Raw genomic sequence first — 18,986 nt, forward strand, 5'->3', positions numbered from 1 at the left:
GGAACATAAGCTTACGCACTACCTCGGCAGCAGCGATACTGCGATCAGTGGAGGGTGCCCGTCTCCGCGAGGACGGAATAGCCGAAGCCCCCCCCGAAGCTTAGCCGGCAGAACAATCCGGCAGATGGCTGGCGACGATCCCAGCCACCGCCTTCGCGCCAACTCCGGTAAAGTGGGTCAGATCGGGGTCGGACGGCGGGCGCTTTCGCAGCAGCATGTAGAACTTCCCCGCCTCTTGCCTGCCAATGGCTCGCATCAGCTCCGCTTGCTCGGCGTTGAGATCGATTAGGCGAACGCCGCGCTCTGTGGCCACCTGACGTGTTGCGGCGCTGTATGGAGCCAAGTCGTCAATCAATTCGCCATTCACGTAAGTCAGGCGCGCTGACGGCGTCAGCAGGACGGGCTCCGCCCACTCTGCCCTGACACCATCAATCATCTGATGCAGATTGTGCGCGTATTGTTCTGGCGAGGTCGCGACACCAGCTTTGCCGACGTCGTCGTTGCGGCCGAACTGGATCAATACCGCATCCCCTGGGCGCATCGCCCGCAATGTGCCTTCCCAACGATTAGCCAAGAAGGAACGGGTGCTTTCCCCAGGATAGGCCTGGTTGATCACATGGCGCTTGCAATGGAGCTTCATGCCCCAGCCAGCCTGCGGCATCATTCTGAGCGAATAGGGCGATGCGGTACTATCGCCGACGATGATGACGGATGATTGCCTGCTAAAAGCAGACACTCCAATAGCGAGCGCCACCAGTGCGCTCCCCGCTAGAATAGCCTTTTTCACCGCCCCTCCCCCCGAAGGTTGCAGAAGCATCGCCATGGGCGACGCTCGGCGCGTATATGTCGCGCATTCGACATATACCTTAACCGCAAGTGGGCAATCTACGGGTGCAAACCCGAAGCCCTACCCGTTTTGAGCAGTGACGGCGCTAGAGATCGACGACATGCCTTGGCGCCTTGGCCATTTAGAGGATCACGCCAAACCGGCGCCGTCGCCGAAACGCTCGCCTTCTAAAAACCAAGGCATTTTAAGTTAGCGCGACTCGCGCCCCAAATTGGCATGCGGCAGATGTTTTCATAATGATTATTAATGTAAATTAGGAAACATTACTGGTAATTTAGATACATACCCGACACATGACCATTTAATGTGCATTATATTTTTGTTTAATGCGCCACACTGACGCATTTATTACTTTAATTGACCGAGTTACACTTCTCAAAATCTGATTGTAGGCCCGCCCTATTTCAAAGTCTCGGCACAGACATCGTCAATCGATGTTGTCGCTTGGGCCCGCGGGCATCTAGTGCGTGGTGGCAAAGGTATGCGTATTCAACTGTTTGGCTCAGCGGCTGCGATTGCGGCCGCCGCCACAGCGTCCTTCGGCATGGGCGGGGCGCCCTCGCAGAGCCCGAGCAACATCGGCTCAGCGCTATCAATTCTCCCCGAAGCTGCCCTTTCGCCGGCTGAGGCTGCGCGATTTGCAAAGCAGGCGAGCTTCGGCCCAACCCCCGAGCTGATCGCAGCTATCGTCGCCAAAAAATCCGTCGCCGCTTGGCTAGACGAGCAATTTGGCCTGTCTTCGAGCACCTACGCGGATCTGGCCGCAAAGCCAGTTCCAGGTAATAGCTGCTCCGCGCTGACAGCGACTGATCAGTCGAACTGCATCCGCGACAACTTCTCAGCCACGCCAATGCAAATGCGTTTCTATGCGAACGCTGTGCACAAAGACGACCAGTTGCGTCAACGCGTGGCCTTCGCTCTGTCACAGATCGTAGTGGCGTCTGACGTCGAAGTACATAACACGGCAGGACTAGCCGCTTTCCAGCAAGTCCTACTGTCGAACGCGTTTGGCAACTACCGCGATATTCTCAAAGCGGTGACCTTGAACGCCTATATGGGCGACTACCTCGACATGGCGGACTCCAGCAAGAGCCAGCCCAACGAGAACTATGCCCGCGAACTACTCCAGCTGTTCTCGATCGGGACAGATCTTCTCAATCCCGATGGAACGCTTCAGACTGACAACGCTGGCACTCCGATCACGGCCTATAGCAACAGCGACGTAAAAGAGATCGCCCGCGCGCTGACCGGTTGGACATGGGCGCGAATGAATGGGGCTTCGGCCACGGATTGGTACAATCGCGACTTCTCCCAGCCGATGGTCATGTACCCGACGCGCTTCGACACCGGGGAGAAGACGTTCTTGGGCAAAACCGTACCAACGGACGCAACCCAACAAGCCAATATCGACGCGGTCGTCGATGCGGCGTTCAACCACCCCAACACCGCGCCCTACATCAGCAAACGACTGATCAGGCAGCTCACGCTGTCCAATCCGACGCCGGCCTATGTCGAACGCGTGGCGGCCGTGTTCACCAACAACGGTTCGGGCGTCCGGGGCGACATGAAGGCCGTGGTACGCGCGATCTATCTGGATAGCGAGGCTCGGAGCACCTCGCAAATGCCGGGCAAGGTGAAAGAGCCCGTCCTGGTCGTGACCTCATTGGCTCGCGCCATTGGATACAAGACCGACGGCTTCGCCCTGACCACGCGCGACGCGGGCATGGGGCAAGCGCTGTTTCGGGCCCCGTCTGTTTTCAACTACTACCCGAACGAATTCCCGCTCCCCCAAGGTGGAGGACTCAACAGCCCACAGAGCAAGCTGGTCAACACGGCTACGGCAACCGTCCGGCACAACTTCATCTATGACTGGACGGTGGGCGGCGACGGCAATCGCAGCGAGTTTCAAACTCAAAGTACGATCGCCGGGGCGACGGGCAGCACGCCAGATTGGGCTTCGTGGGAGACCAACGGCACAGACGACAACAAGACTATCGATCGGATCAATCTCGTCTTGCTGAACGGCACGATGACCCCGGCTCAACGCAAGGCGGTGGCCGCGACCATGGCCGCCGTGAAGTACACAGATACCGCACTCCAAGCTCGCCGGCGCGCGCAGAACGCCCTGTACATCGTGGCGTCCTCGCCGCTCTTCCAAGTCGATCGGTAAGCGTAATGACCGTCTCTCGTCGTGAACTCCTGCGCCTGACCGCCGGCGGCTCGGCCGTCGCTGCCCTGGGCCAGCTCGGCATCTCCAGCGCCCTGGCCGCCGATACGTCCGGCTATCGCGCCATGGTTGGCGTCTTCCTGTTCGGCGGCAACGACGCCTGGAACATGGTCGTGCCCAATGATGGTCGCTACGCCGACTACGCCAAGCAGCGCGGCTCGGGCATTGCCCTGAAACAGGACACTCTGGTTCCGCTGACCGGCACGGCCTTTGGCCTGCACGGCTCCATGGCCGCTCTGAAGCCGGCCTGGGACGAAGGCGCGCTCAGCGCGGTGCTCAATACCGGCACCCTGTTCGCCCCGCTGACCAAGGCGCTCTATACCAGCCGCCCGGACCTGCGCCCGGTGAACCTGATGTCTCACGAGGACCAGCAGAACCAGTGGCAAGGCATGCGCACGCGCGCCACCAACAATGACGGCTTCATGGGCCGCATGAACGACCGCGCCCAGGCCGCGTCGCTGCCGCCGCTGATCTCGATCGCCGGCTCGAACCTCTGCCTGATCGGCGACCGCACCGCGCCGCTGATCCTGCCGTCAAGCGGATCGATCGTTCGGAATGGTTATAACGCTGCTTCGACGGATGCCTCCGTGAAGGCCCGCCAAGCCGCCCTGGAGGTGTTCGCCGACGGCTCGTCCTACGGCGCGATCACCGACCTGACCGGCAAGGGCATGTCGTCGGCCTACGCCCAGGCCGTGGCCGCCAACGCCATCATCAGCTCGACCACCTCGGCCGTGGACAAGTATTTCGTCCATCCGACCACCGGCGCGGCCCTGACCTCGGACATCTCCCGCCAGCTGCTGCGCGCGGCCCGGATGATCGAGGCGCGCGGCACGCTGGGTCACGCCAAGCAGACCTTCTTCGTCAGCCAGGGCGGTTACGACACCCACACCAACGAGCTGGCCAGCCACAACACCCTCTACGGCGACCTCGCCAACGCGCTAGCCGGTTTCTACAACGCCATGAAGGCTCTGGGCCTGCAGGACAACGTCACCGCCTTCACGATGTCGGACTTCGGCCGCGTGTTCAAAGGCAACGCCAGCGGCGGCACCGACCATGCCTGGGGTTCCAACCACCTCGTCATCGGCGGCGCACTGGCCAACGGCAAGGTCCATGGCCGTTATCCGGATATGACCTTCGGCGGTTCGGAAGACACTTCCAACGACGGCCGCTGGATCCCGTCCATCGCCACGGAAGAATACGTCGGCGCCATCGCCAAATGGTACGGCGTCAGCGCCGCCGACATGCCCTACATCTTCCCCAACTGGGCCAACTGGAACGGCGGCGGACGCGGGCCCGTGCCGCTGTTCGGCTAGGCGCGATCGCGGCGACTGCACCTGGGGACGGCGCTCCCGCGCGAGTCATATTCGGGTCGGCGGAAAGCCTTGAAACGGCCCCGTAAAGCGCGAAAGAGTCGTCAGCCTCTTTCCGCGGACTCAAGTATGCCTCGAGCGATCCTGGCTTTTGCCCTAGCCGCAACCTTCGCAGCCTACCCCGCGAACGCATCGCCTCGCCCTCAAACCGCGCTCCTGGTCGACCGCATCACCTGGGGAAAAAATTCTGGCGCCGTAGAGGAGGCCGAGCGTCTCGGCCCCGAGAAGTGGCTGAAAGGCCAATTGCACCCCTCCCCCAATGCCCCGCTTCCTGCCGCCGTCCAAGCCCAGATCGACGCGATGCGGATCTCACGAGAGCCGATAACCAAGCTAGCGGTCGACATGGACGCGATGATCAAGGCCGCCAACCAGATCGTGGACTCCGCCCCGCGGCAGGCTGCGCAACAGGCGCACCAGAAGGCGATGGCTGACCTGAAGCAACAGACGGCGGCACGCTCGCTGTTACGAGACCTCTATTCTCCGAACCAACTTCAAGAGCAGATGACTTGGTTTTGGTTCAACCACTTCAACGTTCAGGCCGACAAGCGCGACATACGCGCGATGATCGGCAACTACGAAGATCAGGCAATTCGACCGCATGCTCTGGGCAAGTTCAAGGACCTGTTGAAAGCCGCCGAGCTTCATCCTGCGATGTTGCGGTATCTCGACAACGACCAGAATGCAGTTGGGCGGATCAACGAGAATTTCGCGCGCGAAATCCTCGAACTGCACACCATGGGAGTTGGATCAGGCTACACCCAGAGAGACGTCGAGGAGATGGCAAGAGTGCTTACAGGCGTCGGCGTCAGTCTCTCGCCAACACCACCCAAGCTGAAGCCTGAGCAGCGAGAGTTCTATGTTCGAAACGGTCTCATGGAATTCAATCCGGCCCGTCATGACTTTGGCGACAAGGTTCTCCTTGGTCACGCCATATCAGGAAAGGGCCTGCTAGAGTTCGAAGTCACACTCGATACGCTGGCGAAGCAACCAGCCACAGCAAGACATGTGTCGGCAAAAATAGCGCTCTACTTTATGGGCTCCGCGCCTCCCAAGTTGATTGCGCGAATGACGACCGCCTTCCTGCGCAGCGACGGCGATATCGCAGAGACGCTGTCCGTTCTTTTCAACTCCGCGGAATTCAGGGACTCGCTCGGGAAGAAGCTCAAAGATCCTGTCCACTATGCCGTATCGGCAGTTCGCCTAGCCTACGACGATCGCCCGATCCTCAATACCGCGCCGCTGCAAGGCTGGATCAGCCGTCTAGGTCAGAGCTTCTATGGTCGCGACACTCCAGACGGCTACCCGCTCGAGGATATCGCCTGGTCGGGGCCGGGCCAGCTTACCGCGCTGTTCGAGGTCGCACGCCAGATCGGCCTGGGCTCTGCCGGCCTGTTCAAGCCCGACACGCTGAGTGCTGAAGATCAGCCGGCATTCCCGCAGCTTCAGAACGCCCTCTTCTACAGTTCGACGCAACAGACACTAAGCCCTCCCACGAGAGCCACCCTCGCACAAGCTCGATCGTCGTCGGAGTGGAATGCCCTGTACCTTTCGTCGCCCGAATTCCTGCATCGATGAGGTCACCATGCATCGACGCGATTTCCTGGCCGCCGGCTTCGGCGCATCGTCACTAGCGATTACCGGCAGAGCGTGGAGCGCTCCTGCCACCGATCAACGCTTTCTGGTCGTCTTTCTACGGGGAGGATACGACGCGATCAGCGTCGTCATTCCGGGTTACAGTGACCTCTATCATGAAACGCGCCCCAACATTGCGATTGCGCGGGTGGACAGACAGAACGCTAGCAGCGCCCTAGAACTTGACGGCGACTGGAGTCTTCACCCCGCCCTCAAGGAAAGCATCTATCCCCTTTGGCAAAAAAAGCAGATTGCTTTCGTGCCTTTTGTGGGAAGCGATGACTTAACGCGCAGCCATTTCGAAACACAGGACACTATCGAACTGGGCCAGCCCGTTGCGGGCTCTAGAGACTATCGCTCAGGCTTTCTCGCACGTTTGGCCGCCCAACTGGCCACCGCCCGGACAATCTCTTTCACTATGCAGCCGCCGCTTATCTTCCACGGCGCTCAGGTCGTTCCGAATATCGCGGTCGCAGGTATCGGCAAACCCGGCGTCAGCGACCGGCAAGCGGCGCTTATTCAGCAAATGTATCAAGGCCATCAATTGCGGGCCGCGGTCGACCAGGGCTTTTCAGTTCGCGACAAAGCCTACTCCACCCTCGCCGGTGAAATGGTGGCGGCTAACCGCGGCGCCGTGGCGGCCAGTGGCTTTGAACTGGCGGCGCGCCGCGTCGCTCGCATGATGTTGTCAGACTATAATGTCGCGTTCCTCGACGTCGGCGGCTGGGACACGCACGTCAATCAAGGTGGCGCAACCGGCGTGCTCGCCGATCGGATCGGTCAGCTGGGTCGAGGACTGGCCGGCTTGGCCGAGGAAATGGGGCCCCAGGATTGGGCCAAAACCACAGTCGTCGTCGTGTCCGAGTTTGGCCGGACCTTCAGGGAGAATGGCGACAAGGGCACCGATCACGGCCATGGAAGCATCTACTGGGTTCTAGGCGGAGCAGTCCGAGGAGGTCGCATGGCGGGTCCGCAGGTCAAGCTCGGCACCGATACGCTCAATGAAAACAGAGATCTTCCAGTCTTGACCGACTACCGCGCCCTGATCGGGGGCGTCATTGCGCGCCTTTACGGCCTGAACAGCCGCCAGACCAGCGAGGTCTTCCCGTCGATCGCACCGGCGGATTTGACGCTACTCTAGACATACCGCTCCACGGTTAACCTTCACTCCCAGCGGCATGCGCACAACCGCTAGATCAGTGGAGAACGACTAAGGTAAAGTCTCGCCAGACGGGTGCTCGCATCTCGGTCACGACAAACCGACGTCACAACTGGCGACTAAGATGATCCGTTATTTACGGTTAATGGCGCCCACGGGACGTTCAATCACAACTTTTAGCGCTGCATCGCAATAACAAGGTCGCATCAACGAAAAGCTTACGCTATGAGGCCATTACGCAAAGCGGAATAGCTGCGTTCTCGAAGGTGGGGATCTAATGACGGTTGAAAGCAATGGTAAGGTTGCGCTCATCACGGGCGTGACCGGGCAAGACGGCGCGTATCTGTCGGAACTGCTTCTGTCGAAAGGCTATACGGTCCATGGTGTGAAGCGACGCTCGTCGTCGTTCAATACCGGCCGTCTCGAACACATCTATCAGGATCCGCACGTCGATAATCCGCGCTTCATCCTGCACTACGGCGACATGACCGACAGCACGAACCTGATCCGGATCGTGCAGCAGACCCAGCCGGACGAGATCTACAACCTGGCGGCCCAGAGCCACGTCCAGGTGAGCTTCGAGACGCCGGAATACACCAGCAACGCCGACGGCACGGGCACGCTGCGCCTGTTGGAAGCCATCCGCATTCTGGGCCTGGAAAAGAAGACCAAGTTCTATCAGGCCTCGACGTCTGAGCTGTACGGCCTGGTCCAGGAAGTGCCGCAGAGCGAGAAGACGCCCTTCTATCCGCGCAGCCCCTACGCCGCTGCGAAGCTCTACAGCTACTGGATCGTGGTCAACTATCGCGAGGCCTACGGCATCCACGCCAGCAACGGCATCTTGTTCAACCACGAGAGCCCGCTGCGCGGCGAGACCTTCGTAACCCGTAAGATCACGCGCGCCGTCGCGGCCATCAAGCAAGGCTTCCAGGACAAGCTGTACCTGGGCAACATGGACGCCAAGCGCGACTGGGGCCACGCCCGCGAGTATGTCCGTGGCATGTGGCTGATGCTGCAGCAGGAACAGGCCGACGACTACGTCCTGGCTACCGGCGAGACTACCCTGGTCCGCGACTTCGTCGCCAAGGCCTTCTCGGAAGTCGGTATCACGATCAACTGGTCGGGCACGGGCGTCGACGAAAAGGGCTCGTGCGCCGAGACCGGCAAGGTGCTGGTCGAGGTCGACCCGCGCTACTTCCGTCCGACCGAGGTCGAGTTGCTGATCGGCGATCCGACCAAGGCCAAGGAAAAGCTCGGCTGGGTCCACGAGACCAAGTGGGAGCAGCTCTGCTCCGAAATGGTCGCCGCCGACATGATCAATGTCGCCAAGGAGCAGCGTCGGAACGCCGAGTAGGCTTCAACGCGCCAGCGCATACAGACGAGGCAACCCATGGGCCTTTTGGTTCAACTCGCTCTGATGATCTTTCCGTGGCCGCTACGCAGGGCACTCCTGCGTAGCTTCCTCGGCTATCAGATCGAACCGACTGCGCGCATCGGTTACTCGGTGGTTTCCGCCGCCAAGTTAACCATGGGGGCGGACGCTCGGATCGGCTCGCTGACTTTTGTCAAAGGGCTGGAAGAATTGGTGCTCGAAGAGGGCGCCATTCTTGGCAATCTGAACTGGGTAACGGGCTTGCCCCGAACCTCTCAGTACTTCCAAGATCAACCCGACCGCCGCCCTGCCCTGCTCATTCGGAAACAAGCAGCGGTGACCCACCGGCACCTCCTCGACTGCACCGACACGATCGAGGTCGGGGCATATGCAACGTTCGGCGGCTGGGGATCTCAGGTCCTCACCCACAGCATTGATGTTGAGGAGTGCCGCCAGCGTTGCGCGCCGGTTCGGATCGGAGAATACGCTTTCGTCGGCACGCGCAGCATCTTCTTGAAAGGCTCCAGCTTGCCGGATTTCAGCATTCTGGCTGCTGGCTCGGTGCTCGGCGGGAAGTTCGATGAAACCTACCAGCTCTATAGCGGCGTCCCCGCCAAACCCGTGAAAGCGCTCTCGCAGGAGCTGGCTTACTTCACCCGCACTCAAGGCCAAGTGGTCTAGATGACGTCTTCTCTTAAGGACGATACCGTGAATACCGCTCTCTACCCCCTACAAGGCAAGCGCATCTGGGTCGCCGGCCATCGAGGCATGGTCGGGTCCGCGATCGTCCGCAGGCTGCAGTCCGAGGACTGCGAAGTTCTGACCGCCGGCCGTGACGTCCTCGACCTCGAGCGCCAAAGCGCTGTCGAGTCCTGGATCGCCAAGGAAAAGCCGGACGCCATCTTCATGGCGGCGGCCAAGGTCGGCGGCATCCTGGCCAACGACACCTATCCGGCCGATTTCCTCTACAACAATCTGGTCATCGAGACGAACATCGTCGATGCGGCCTGGCGGAGCGGAGTCGGCAAGGTGCTGTTCCTCGGGTCTTCGTGCATCTACCCGAAGTTCGCGCCGCAGCCGATCATGGAGGACAGCCTCCTCACCGGCCCGCTCGAACCGACCAACGAATGGTACGCGATCGCCAAGATCGCCGGCATCAAGCTGGCCCAAGCCTACCGCAAGCAGCACGGCTGCGACTTCATCAGCGCGATGCCGACCAACCTGTACGGCCAGGGCGACAACTACGACCTGAACAGCAGCCACGTGATGCCAGCGCTGATCCGCAAGGCTCATGAAGCCAAGCTGGCAGGCGCGGAGAGCATCACGATCTGGGGCACGGGAACACCGCGCCGCGAGTTCCTGAACGCCGACGACTGCGCCGACGCCTGCGTGTTCCTGATGAAGACCTACTCCGACTTCGAGCACGTCAACGTAGGCTCGGGCGAGGACGTCACGATCCTGGAGTTGGCGCAACTGGTCTGCGAAGTGGTTGGCTTCAAGGGCGAGATCATCACCGACACGAGCAAGCCGGATGGCACGCCGCGGAAGCTCATGAGCGCGGACAAGCTGCGCGGCATGGGCTGGAAGCCCTCCATCGAGCTCCGGGACGGTATCGCTGCAGCCTACGAGTGGTTCAAAAAATACAAGCTCGAAGCGGCATCAGCCTAACCCTGCCCCGCCCGTCGATTTCACGAGCTATCCGGAGCCGAAGAACCACCGGAGATGTACCTGGAGCTTAGCTGGCTGACAGCACCAAGACCATGAAGATAGGCCAGACAAAGCTCAACGCGATCGCGAACTACGCCAACTTCATTGTTCTGGGCGCGCTCAACTTTGCGCTCAGCCCGCTACTCGCGAGCTCACTGGGCCCTGCCAGCTTTGGCTTGTGGAAGGCTAGCCTTCGATACCTTGAGTTCGCGACCACGGCCGATGGTCGCTCGACCCAGGCCTTGAAATGGCTGGTCGCCTATCGCGCCGCCCAACTCGACGACGACAGCAAGCGGCGCGAAGTCGGCGCGTCCATGGCTCTGTGGCTAGCCTGGCTCCCCCTGCTGCTGGCCGTCCTGGCCTTTATCGTCTTCATCGCGCCTCACGCGATCAAGGGCGTGGCGTCGTCCGAATTCTCGACGCTGCGGTGGACGTGCGCGATCTTGGGGCTGAATGTCGTCATCGCCGGCCTGATCGGGGTGCCAGACGCGGTTCTAACCGGAACCAATCAAGGCTTCCGGTCCATGAACATCAACACGATGTTTCTGATCGTCAGCAACATAGCGATGCTCGTGGCCGCCATGATGGGCGGCAACCTGATCTTGCTGGCGACCATTACCGTGCTGTGCTCGGCGCTGAACGGCTTCTTCACCCTGCTGTCAGCGCGACGCCGCGTGTCTTGGTGGGGCGTCAAGAAGCCCACACTCGCTGACATCAAGGGCATCTCTCAGTTCAGCGGTTGGACTATGGGATGGAGCTTGGTGCAGATGCTCCTGATGTCCACCGAGATCATGCTGGTAGGGTATCTGCTCGGGGCTCTGGAGGTCGCGAAATACACCTTCACGTCCTATGTGGTGCAGTTCGCACTCTCCATGTGCCTGCTTACCGCCAGCGCCATAGCCCCTAAGATCGGTTTGCTCCTGGGCGAAGGCCAACGCCAGGACGCGGCGGGTCTGGTGCGGCAGACGCGGGAAATCATTCTTTCGATCGCGACCATTACTGCGGCAGCGATTCTGCTCTTCAACAAGTCGTTCGTGACACTGTGGGCGGGCGCGCAATCATACCTCGGCGACCCCGTTAACGGCCTCATGGTCGCGACCTTTTTCCAGCTCGCCCTCGCGCGTTGCGAAGCTCAGATTCAAGACGTGGGGCTCAACATTCGCCAGAAGGTGCTGACTGGCGCTCTGAGCGCCGCCCTGGGAATTTTCCTGGGCTGGCTGGGCTTCGCGATCTTCCACAACTTGGTTTTCGTCTTCGCCGGCATCCTGCTGGGCCGCATGTTGATGACCGCCCTGTTCCCGCGCTTCGTCGACAGGATGTTCGACGAGGCCGCCTTTCCATTCGGGCGCATTCTCGTTGCGATTTCGCTTCTGATCCTATGCTATTTCGTGGGCTTGAGGATCGAGGTGAAACATTGGTTGCTGCTAGCCTTGAGTGGCGCGACCGCGGCCCCGCTTCTCGTTCTCGTGACGTTCTGGGGCATACTGTCCACGAACACGCGCAACAGGATTGTTTCGTACTTCAATAGGCGAGCGTGAAAATGAAACTGACAGCCTCGCCTATCACCGACCAAGCGCAGAAACTCGGCGTCATTGTCGGGCTGCTCCTCCTCGTGGTGCTCACCGCCTTCTTCTTTCTGACCCCGGAAGGCGAAACGACGTTCACCATCTGGATCAACCTCATCATATTCTACGCTCTCTTCGCCCGGGCGGCCGTGTCGCCCGTAAAGATCAAGCCGAACACGCCCTCCTACGCCTCTATCGAAATTCTCTTCCTGATTTTCTACTACGTCATCTTCTATCTGCCCTACCAATATCACGTGCTTGGCCTAACGGATCTGTTCAGAAACTACTTCGTACAACACACCTATTCCACACAGACCGATCGTGCGTTGATTGCATCGTCCATCGGAGCCGTCGGCTTTTGCACCGGCATCCGTATGCCCACGATCCGCCCCCATACGGGCAAGGAATCGAACGGAGGACCGGCAGAGTCTGCCCAGGCCGTGAATACGTTCCAAATTCTCGTGCTAGGCCTGCAGGTCGCACTCATCGCGCTGTACATGCTGTCGGGCTGGCAAAGCGCCGACGTGGGGCGCTACACGCGCTCGGAAAGCGGTGGCGCCGCCGCGAACGGCGTCTATCTGCTGATCGTCATGCTCAGCCTGATCTCGATCGCCATCGTCGTGGATACGGTCGCCAAGAAGCGAAAGATCTTCCCCGCGCTCTGGATCTCGATTGCGGTGACGGCGCTCTGGTCCTTCCAGATGCTGTTCAACGGCGACCGGAACAACTTCTTCCTTTTGGCGATCGCAGCCGGCGGCGGCCTGATGACCTTCAGGTACCGCATGCAGCCCTATATTCTGATCGCCTGCATCGTGGCGTCCATGTTCGTCTACAACGGCGTCGAAGCCTTCCGGATGATGCCGGAAAAGTCTCTTGAAGGCTTTGTCGAACAGCTGACCACAAGCACGACCCAGGATCGCAACCTAGCGAGCGGCAGCTTCAGCATTTCCACAACGACCCTGAAAGCCTCCTTGGCGATCGTCCCACAAACCCAGAACTATGGTTTTGGGTGGTATAAAGTCATCGGCTTCTCGGGGATTATTCCCCTCGTCCGAGGCTTCGTGCTCGAGGGTTATAGTGGGTTCCTGAGCACTGCTGATCTAATCACCTACTACATGGTAGGCGCACACGCGGTTTGGAACGTCGGCTCGAACGTCATTTCGGATATCTATATTGATTTCGGGATCATAGGCGTCGGAGTGGTGATGACTCTGGCCGGCCTCATCGCCGGCATTATTCAGAAGCGCACCGCCGAGCGCTATAACTCTACAGGGCAAACGATCTTTTATCTGGTCGCACTGCCGCTATTCGGCGAACTCCCACGCTACAGCTTGGATTCCCCCGTTCGGATGATGTTCTGGACGTTCCTGTTGCTGTGCGTCCTCGGCTATCTCGCCGCCGCAAAGAAAAGCCGACGCCCATCCGCGCAGATGGTCGCCCGTCGCTAGAACCCCACAGTCGCCTCAAAATCAAACTGAAGGCCCACAACAGCATGCTCGGCATTTTCAAGGCCCTGAGCCAGGCGCTGTACAAGCGTCGCGATCCAATCGGCTATGCTAGAAGCCTCGGCGTCACCGTCGGCGAAAAGTGCCGGCTGATCCAGGTCGATTTCAGCACTGAGCCCTACCTCATCACGCTTGGCAACCATGTCAGCGCGACCGCAACTCGATTTGAAACTCACGACGGCGGCGTTTGGGTTTTCAGGGACGGCAATCCCGACATCGACATCGTCAAGCCAATCAAGGTCGGCGACAACGTCTTCATCGGCTACGGCAGCATCGTTCTCCCCGGCGTCACCATCGGCAGCAACGTCGTCATCGGTGCGGGCTCTGTTGTCTCAAAAGACATCCCGGACAATTGCGTGGCGGCAGGCGTCCCCGCACGCGTGATCAAGCCGATACGGGACTACGAAGCAAAGATTCTGAGCACTGGCCTTCCGACCAAGAACCTTTCGGAAGCGGAAAAGAAAAAATTCTATCTAGATATGTTCAACGCAAAAGCGTCGCTATAATCTGAGAAAATCTGAACAACTACTTTATAGAAAGTTTCGTATGCGAGTTTGCTTTCTGATCCCAGGATTCGGGGACGGCGGGGCTCAAAAGCAATGCATCAAGCTCGCCAACTATCTGGGCGAAAACAAACTCGTTGATCTCCACATCGTGTATTTTCACGAAGGGGTGCACGATCATCTTCTGAAGTCTGACGGTGTCACTACCCATAAACTTCCGGCTCGATCAAACTACGATCCCAGAAATATAGCCGCAGCCATCCGCACGGTTAAGAATATAAAGCCAGATATCGTCCTTAGCTGGCTTCACGCCTGCGATGTCTACGGCTTCTTCATCAAGAAGGCTATGCCGCGTATTCGCTGGATCTTGAATGAACGCGACTCCTACTATCCGAACGAAATTCGCTACAATATTCGGAAACTCCTGGGACGATTTTCGGATGCTATCATCAGCAACTCGGAACCCGGGCGCGCCTATTGGAAGAACAACGGTGCCAAAGGCAATCTCTTTGTCGTTTCCAATATTGTCGACCAATCTCCGCGATCGACCGCTCCGTCCCCGCGCGCTAAGACGGTGGTCTATGTCGGCCGTCTCGAACCGCAGAAGAACGTCACCACCACGGCTCAGGCATTCTGCAATCTTGCAGCATCAAGGCCCGACTTTAGCTTCCAACTAATTGGTGGCGGCGGATTGCAGAGCGAGTTGGAGACGCTGATCGCCCAAAGCAGCGCCACCAACGTCGCCCTACTCGGCTTCCGTTCCGACGCCCCCTCGCTTATCGGATCCGCCGCCGCACTCGTCACGCTAAGCCACCACGAAGGAACGCCGAATGTGGTGCTGGAGGCCGTGGCGCAAGGGACGCCTATCGTAGCGTCGGATATCCCCGAACATCGCGCCGTTCTGGGCCCCTCCTACCCCTTCTACGTCACCGATCGAGATGATCCGGATGCTTGTGTGCGTGTGCTCGACAAGCTGCTGGCAAGCGACGAAACCGCATCCACGCTGGACTTCGCTCAAGATCGATTACGAGCCATGACGCCTGAAGTCGTCAGCCGCAATTATCTGGACTTCTTCGAACAGACCCTCTCGGCGCGGAAGCGATAGGTTCAAGTTAGGAAATCTCGCCCCCATGACCAACGCGCCGTACGTCGTCGCCGCTATTCAACTGCCGCCTCCCGTTACGGGATTGTCGGCGGTCAACGAGCGAGTTGTTCAAGAGCTGGCGGAGCGGGGCCTCGTCGCAGCCACCGTGGACCTCAGCCCGCGAGCGCACAGAGGCGCCCGAAAGCAAGTCTTCCGAGTGGGTCGCACCCTGGCCGCCATCGCCACGCTTGCGAAGGCGAAGTCCAAGGGAGCCCGTGTCCTTTACATGCCTTCGGATGGCGGCTCCGGCATCGCGCTGAATATTGCCATTGCGGTCGCCGCCGGTGTGCTGGGCTACAAGGTCTGGGTTCATCACCACAGCTTCGCCTACGTCAATAGACGCTCGGGGCTGATGGCGTCGCTGATCCGCTTGGCGCCGCCGGGAATGACGCACATTGCATTGTGCCAAGACATGCTGGACGGCCTGAAAACGCGCTATGCGAGCGAGTGGAGCTCACGGCGAAATGAAGGCCTAGTTCTGCCCAACGCCTTCATGATCGCCGCCGGAGGCGCCAACAACGTCCGGGACGACGTGCTGACCATAGGCCATCTCTCGAACCTGACCGCTGAAAAGGGTGCCTCCCGGTTCGTCGAGATCTACAAGGCGCTTCGCGCAGCGAACGTATCGGTCCGCGGCCGCATCGCAGGCCCTATCGGCGACCAAGCTTCGCGGCAAGCGATCGAGGCGGCCGAGGCCGCCTTCCCCGAGGATTTCAAATGGCTTGGCCCACTCTACGGCGCAGAGAAGGACCGCTTCTTTTCGTCCATAGACGCCTTTGTGTTCCCCAGCGACTACGACAACGAGGCCCAGCCGCTGGTGCTGCTCGAAGCCCTGGCCCATGGCTCCGCCGTGCTGACCACGAAGCGGGGCTGCATGTCATGCGATCATGGTTCGTCGCCCGGCCTGGTGGCTCCGATCGAAAGCTTCCACCGCGAAGCAGTGGCATGGCTTACCCGGCACGCGGACAAGTCTATCCGACGGGACCTGGCCCAGCGGGCGCAAGCGCGATTTGCGGAGATGAAGATCGAGGCTGCCGGCCAACTGGAAAAGTTGGTCGACGCTCTATGACGCTGGCAAACGGCGGTCGCGGGTCGACTTGGCCGGCGCACCGACGTGGATGAAGTAGGGCTTGGTATCCTTGGTCACCATTGCTCGAGCCGCCACGACCGAGCCACGACTGACCCTTACCCCGGGGTGCACGAAGGCTCCCGTCGCAATCCAGGCCTCGTCCTCGACGATGATCGGCTTGCCAAAGATATCGAAAGCCCGCGCGGCTGGATCGTGCGATCCGGTGCACAGGTAGGCGTACTGCGAAACGACGGCGTTATTGCCTATCTCGATGTCGGCTAGATTATAGAGCTCGGCATAGTCCCCGACCCAGCTGTAGTCGCCAACCTTGAGCTTCCAAGGATAGGTGATACGGGCTGTCGGTCGAATGACCGTACCTGTTCCAATCTCAGCTCCAAACAAGCGCAGAAGCGCCGCCCGCCAGCCGTACATGAACTGGGGAGAACACGCGAAGAGCGTCGCCTGCACGATCCACCACAGCTGGACGACGAGGCTCGAACGCCCTCGGAAGCCTGGTGGATTTTGAAACAAACGCAGGTCTTGAACCAGAGGTTCGTTATCCACCCCTAGCCCTCTTCTTTCCGACCAACGCTATAGCCGCCTGCTCGAAGGCCCCGATGATTGCTGTCTTTCGCCAGCGCTGTTCGGCCTTCAAGCGAGCCGCATCGCCATACGCAAGCCGCTCTTTGGGCGAAGCGGCCAGCTTGATAACCGCATCGGCCATTGCAGCGGCCGACGGAGAAACGGCGAGCCCGCAGCCAGCAACCTCTTCTGCCAAACCTGATCCCGCTTCCGCCATCGCGACGACAGGACGTCCCGAGGCCAGCATACCCGTAAGCTTCGACGGCAGCACCAGATCGGCCGCTTCAGGACGTTGCGGCAGCAGATGAATATCAGCCGTCCCAAGCAGTTCTGGCAGGCGCTCCAAGGGCTGCAGGGGAAGGAAGCTGACATTGCTCAGTCCCTGGCAACCGTCCTCCAGCTGTGAACGCGCCGGCCCCTCGCCACAGAAGATGAACTTGATCGCATCGTTCCGCGCAGCCGCTTCCTTGGCCACCTCCGCAAGCATCTCGATGCCCTGCTTGGCTGCCATGTTGCCCGAATAGAGCGCGACGACGTCAGAGGCGCCTATCCCCAGCTCGGCGCGATAAGCGGTGTTGGACGAAGGCAGTCTCGGCGTCTTGTCCACGTCGACCCAGTTGCGCAGCTCGACAATCGTTTCCTGCGGTACGCCTTTTCGGAGTAGCAAGTTCATCATCGCAGCGGAGATCGTCGAAACACGGTCGAACGCCTTGAAGATCGTCCGCTCCGCGGCAAGGGCTAGACTCCGCCCTGCCCGGCTCTTCAGCAAACCCAAATCAAAGGCCGCATCGACCTCGAAGTCCTGGATGTGAAGCCAGCTCCGCGCCCCCACGAGGCGCGCCGCGACAGCAGCCGAGACGGACGACGATAACGACGGCGCCACGGTGAAAACCAGATCCGGCTTGAATCGCATCGCGGCACCGATCGCCGCCGGAAAGGTGCCCGCGCCAAAGGATGCGAGGTGAAGGATACGCGACAGGCCCGAAACTTTCTTCGGCACGAAGAGAGGGGTCCGGGTAAGCTTCACGCCATTCAGTTCTTCCCGACGCCAGGTCGCGCCGGAATACCCGTCCTGGATCTGCCACTTCGGATAGTACGGAGGGCCACACACGACCTCAACCTGATGGCCGTCGGCGACCAAAGCCTCCGCGAGTTCCGTCGTGTATTTGGCGCAACCGACCATTTCTGGCGCGTAGTTCAACGCCACGATCAGCACGCGAAGCGACTGCTTCTCGGCTCCGGCGACAACGGCCTCATGATGACCATCTCGTCCCTCGACGTTCACGCCGGTGGCCTCCCGAGTGACGGCATCGTCCAAAACCAACTCAGCCATGGTCGTACGACCTTCTCCACTCGACGAAGCGCGCCAGGCCTTCGGCGAGCTTGATCTTGGGCTTGTAGCCGCACAGGGCTTGCAGCTTGTCGATATTGGCGAAGGTCGCCGTTACGTCACCCGGCTGCATCGGGCGCATGACCTTCTCGGCCTCGATACCCAGCGCGCGCTCCAGCGTCGTGATCATGTCCATCAGGCCGACAGGATCGTTGTCACCGATGTTATAGACTTCGTGCCCACCCTTAGCGGGCGGATTGTCCAGAATCCCGACTATGCCGTCGACGATATCGTCGATGTAAGTGAAATCCCGCGCCATCTGGCCCTCGCCATAGACTTCGATCGACTGGCCCTTCAGCATCTTCTCGGTGAAGCCGAAATAGGCCATGTCTGGGCGTCCCCATGGGCCGTAGACCGTGAAGAACCGCAGACCCGACTGCGGGAAGCCGTAGAGTTTGGCGTAGCTCTGGCTCAGCAGCTCGCACGACCGCTTGGTAGCCGCGTACAGCGACACCGGGCTTTCTGCCGGATCGCTTTCACGAAACCCTTCGCCGTTCAGCGGGCGATCACCGTAGACCGACGATGACGAAGCATAGACTAGATGCTCGACGCCGGCATGGCGGCAGGCTTCCAGCACCGACAGGTGACCGGCCAGGTTGCTGCGCTCGTAAGCAAAAGGGTTCTCGATCGAGTAGCGGACGCCGGCCTGAGCGGCCAGGTGGATCACGTGCCTGGCGCCCGAGGTCTTCACCAGCTCGGCGAAGGTCTCGTGCTCGGCGATATCCATTCGGACCATCGTGAAGCCGTCTCGGCTCGCCAGCTTCGCGGCCCGAGCGTCCTTCAGGGCCGGGTCATAGTAGGCGTTGAAGACGTCGACTCCGACCACGGCCTCGCCGCGATCCAGCAGACGCTCAGCCACGTGCATGCCGATGAAGCCGGCCGCGCCCGTGACGATGATCGGAGCCTTCATGATC

Annotated in this window: 16 protein-coding genes; 12 read left to right on the plus strand and 4 right to left on the minus strand. The window is 60.2% G+C overall.

The annotated features are described in order from the left end of the window. Positions 1 to 100 precede the first annotated feature (100 nt). The gene (locus ACW173_RS22950) at positions 101 to 823 is read right to left on the minus strand and encodes a GDSL-type esterase/lipase family protein (protein WP_492082386.1); all 723 of its coding nucleotides are present in this window, start codon (positions 821 to 823) and stop codon (positions 101 to 103) included. A gap of 505 nt (positions 824 to 1,328) precedes the next feature. Between ACW173_RS22950 and ACW173_RS22955 the strand changes: the two genes are divergently transcribed. From ACW173_RS22955 to ACW173_RS23010, 12 genes are all read left to right on the plus strand, one after another. After that, positions 1,329 to 3,017, plus strand: a complete 1,689-nt coding sequence (locus ACW173_RS22955; protein WP_492082387.1) for a DUF1800 domain-containing protein — start codon at positions 1,329 to 1,331, stop codon at positions 3,015 to 3,017. Between the two features lie 5 nt (positions 3,018 to 3,022). Then, on the plus strand, positions 3,023 to 4,387 hold the full coding sequence (locus ACW173_RS22960; protein ID WP_492082389.1) for a DUF1501 domain-containing protein: 1,365 nt from the start codon (positions 3,023 to 3,025) through the stop codon (positions 4,385 to 4,387). A 126-nt stretch (positions 4,388 to 4,513) separates the two neighbouring features. Beyond that, complete coding sequence (locus ACW173_RS22965; RefSeq protein ID WP_492082391.1) at positions 4,514 to 6,019, plus strand: DUF1800 domain-containing protein; 1,506 nt, start codon at positions 4,514 to 4,516, stop codon at positions 6,017 to 6,019. A 7-nt stretch (positions 6,020 to 6,026) separates the two neighbouring features. Beyond that, positions 6,027 to 7,217: a DUF1501 domain-containing protein gene (locus ACW173_RS22970; protein WP_492082392.1), complete on the plus strand. Its 1,191-nt coding sequence runs from the start codon at positions 6,027 to 6,029 to the stop codon at positions 7,215 to 7,217. Between the two features lie 295 nt (positions 7,218 to 7,512). Then, positions 7,513 to 8,589: a GDP-mannose 4,6-dehydratase gene (gene gmd / locus ACW173_RS22975; RefSeq protein WP_492082393.1), complete on the plus strand. Its 1,077-nt coding sequence runs from the start codon at positions 7,513 to 7,515 to the stop codon at positions 8,587 to 8,589. Positions 8,590 to 8,625: 36 nt separating this feature from the next. Continuing rightward, complete coding sequence (locus tag ACW173_RS22980) at positions 8,626 to 9,288, plus strand: hypothetical protein (RefSeq protein WP_492082394.1); 663 nt, start codon at positions 8,626 to 8,628, stop codon at positions 9,286 to 9,288. A 27-nt stretch (positions 9,289 to 9,315) separates the two neighbouring features. Next, a complete protein-coding gene (gene fcl / locus ACW173_RS22985) occupies positions 9,316 to 10,275 on the plus strand; it encodes a GDP-L-fucose synthase (RefSeq protein ID WP_492082395.1) in 960 nt (319 codons plus the stop codon). Positions 10,276 to 10,367: 92 nt separating this feature from the next. After that, on the plus strand, positions 10,368 to 11,852 hold the full coding sequence (locus ACW173_RS22990; RefSeq protein WP_492082397.1) for an oligosaccharide flippase family protein: 1,485 nt from the start codon (positions 10,368 to 10,370) through the stop codon (positions 11,850 to 11,852). Positions 11,853 to 11,854: 2 nt separating this feature from the next. Next, entirely contained in the window at positions 11,855 to 13,327 is a 1,473-nt protein-coding gene (gene wzy / locus ACW173_RS22995) for an O-antigen polysaccharide polymerase Wzy (RefSeq protein ID WP_492082398.1), read from the plus strand. Positions 13,328 to 13,371: 44 nt separating this feature from the next. Further along, positions 13,372 to 13,890, plus strand: coding sequence for an acyltransferase (locus ACW173_RS23000; protein ID WP_492082400.1), 519 nt, complete (start codon positions 13,372 to 13,374; stop codon positions 13,888 to 13,890). Between the two features lie 40 nt (positions 13,891 to 13,930). Further along, on the plus strand, positions 13,931 to 14,992 hold the full coding sequence (locus ACW173_RS23005; RefSeq protein ID WP_492082401.1) for a glycosyltransferase: 1,062 nt from the start codon (positions 13,931 to 13,933) through the stop codon (positions 14,990 to 14,992). A gap of 25 nt (positions 14,993 to 15,017) precedes the next feature. After that, complete coding sequence (locus ACW173_RS23010; RefSeq protein WP_492082403.1) at positions 15,018 to 16,100, plus strand: glycosyltransferase family 4 protein; 1,083 nt, start codon at positions 15,018 to 15,020, stop codon at positions 16,098 to 16,100. Here ACW173_RS23010 and ACW173_RS23015 read toward each other — a convergent pair. The 3 genes from ACW173_RS23015 to ACW173_RS23025 are packed head-to-tail and all read right to left on the minus strand — an operon-like array spanning position 16,095 to position 18,985. After that, a complete protein-coding gene (locus ACW173_RS23015; RefSeq protein ID WP_492082404.1) occupies positions 16,095 to 16,664 on the minus strand; it encodes a putative colanic acid biosynthesis acetyltransferase in 570 nt (189 codons plus the stop codon). The two genes, ACW173_RS23010 and ACW173_RS23015, sit on opposite strands and share 6 nt — an antisense overlap. Continuing rightward, a complete protein-coding gene (locus ACW173_RS23020) occupies positions 16,657 to 18,015 on the minus strand; it encodes a WcaI family glycosyltransferase (protein ID WP_492082406.1) in 1,359 nt (452 codons plus the stop codon). The genes ACW173_RS23015 and ACW173_RS23020 overlap by 8 nt, the downstream gene beginning before the upstream one ends. Next, a complete protein-coding gene (locus ACW173_RS23025) occupies positions 18,008 to 18,985 on the minus strand; it encodes an NAD-dependent epimerase/dehydratase family protein (protein ID WP_492086043.1) in 978 nt (325 codons plus the stop codon). The genes ACW173_RS23020 and ACW173_RS23025 overlap by 8 nt, the downstream gene beginning before the upstream one ends. Position 18,986 lies beyond the last annotated feature (1 nt).

It is taken from the genome of Caulobacter sp. ALps2 (genome assembly GCF_058681635.1).

Bases quoted from the DNA above. Each gene is read 5' to 3' on its own strand.
- ACW173_RS22980 (WP_492082394.1), top strand. From the start codon at position 8,626: ATGGGCCTTTTGGTTCAACTCGCTCTGATGATCTTTCCGTGGCCGCTA.
- ACW173_RS23005 (WP_492082401.1), top strand. From the start codon at position 13,931: ATGCGAGTTTGCTTTCTGATCCCAGGATTCGGGGACGGCGGGGCTCAA.
- ACW173_RS22965 (WP_492082391.1), top strand. From the start codon at position 4,514: ATGCCTCGAGCGATCCTGGCTTTTGCCCTAGCCGCAACCTTCGCAGCC.
- ACW173_RS22970 (WP_492082392.1), top strand. From the start codon at position 6,027: ATGCATCGACGCGATTTCCTGGCCGCCGGCTTCGGCGCATCGTCACTA.
- ACW173_RS22955 (WP_492082387.1), top strand. From the start codon at position 1,329: ATGCGTATTCAACTGTTTGGCTCAGCGGCTGCGATTGCGGCCGCCGCC.
- ACW173_RS22950 (WP_492082386.1), bottom strand. From the start codon at position 823: ATGGCGATGCTTCTGCAACCTTCGGGGGGAGGGGCGGTGAAAAAGGCT.
- wzy (WP_492082398.1), top strand. From the start codon at position 11,855: ATGAAACTGACAGCCTCGCCTATCACCGACCAAGCGCAGAAACTCGGC.
- ACW173_RS23010 (WP_492082403.1), top strand. From the start codon at position 15,018: ATGACCAACGCGCCGTACGTCGTCGCCGCTATTCAACTGCCGCCTCCC.
- ACW173_RS22960 (WP_492082389.1), top strand. From the start codon at position 3,023: ATGACCGTCTCTCGTCGTGAACTCCTGCGCCTGACCGCCGGCGGCTCG.
- ACW173_RS23020 (WP_492082406.1), bottom strand. From the start codon at position 18,015: ATGGCTGAGTTGGTTTTGGACGATGCCGTCACTCGGGAGGCCACCGGC.
- ACW173_RS22990 (WP_492082397.1), top strand. From the start codon at position 10,368: ATGAAGATAGGCCAGACAAAGCTCAACGCGATCGCGAACTACGCCAAC.
- ACW173_RS23000 (WP_492082400.1), top strand. From the start codon at position 13,372: ATGCTCGGCATTTTCAAGGCCCTGAGCCAGGCGCTGTACAAGCGTCGC.
- gmd (WP_492082393.1), top strand. From the start codon at position 7,513: ATGACGGTTGAAAGCAATGGTAAGGTTGCGCTCATCACGGGCGTGACC.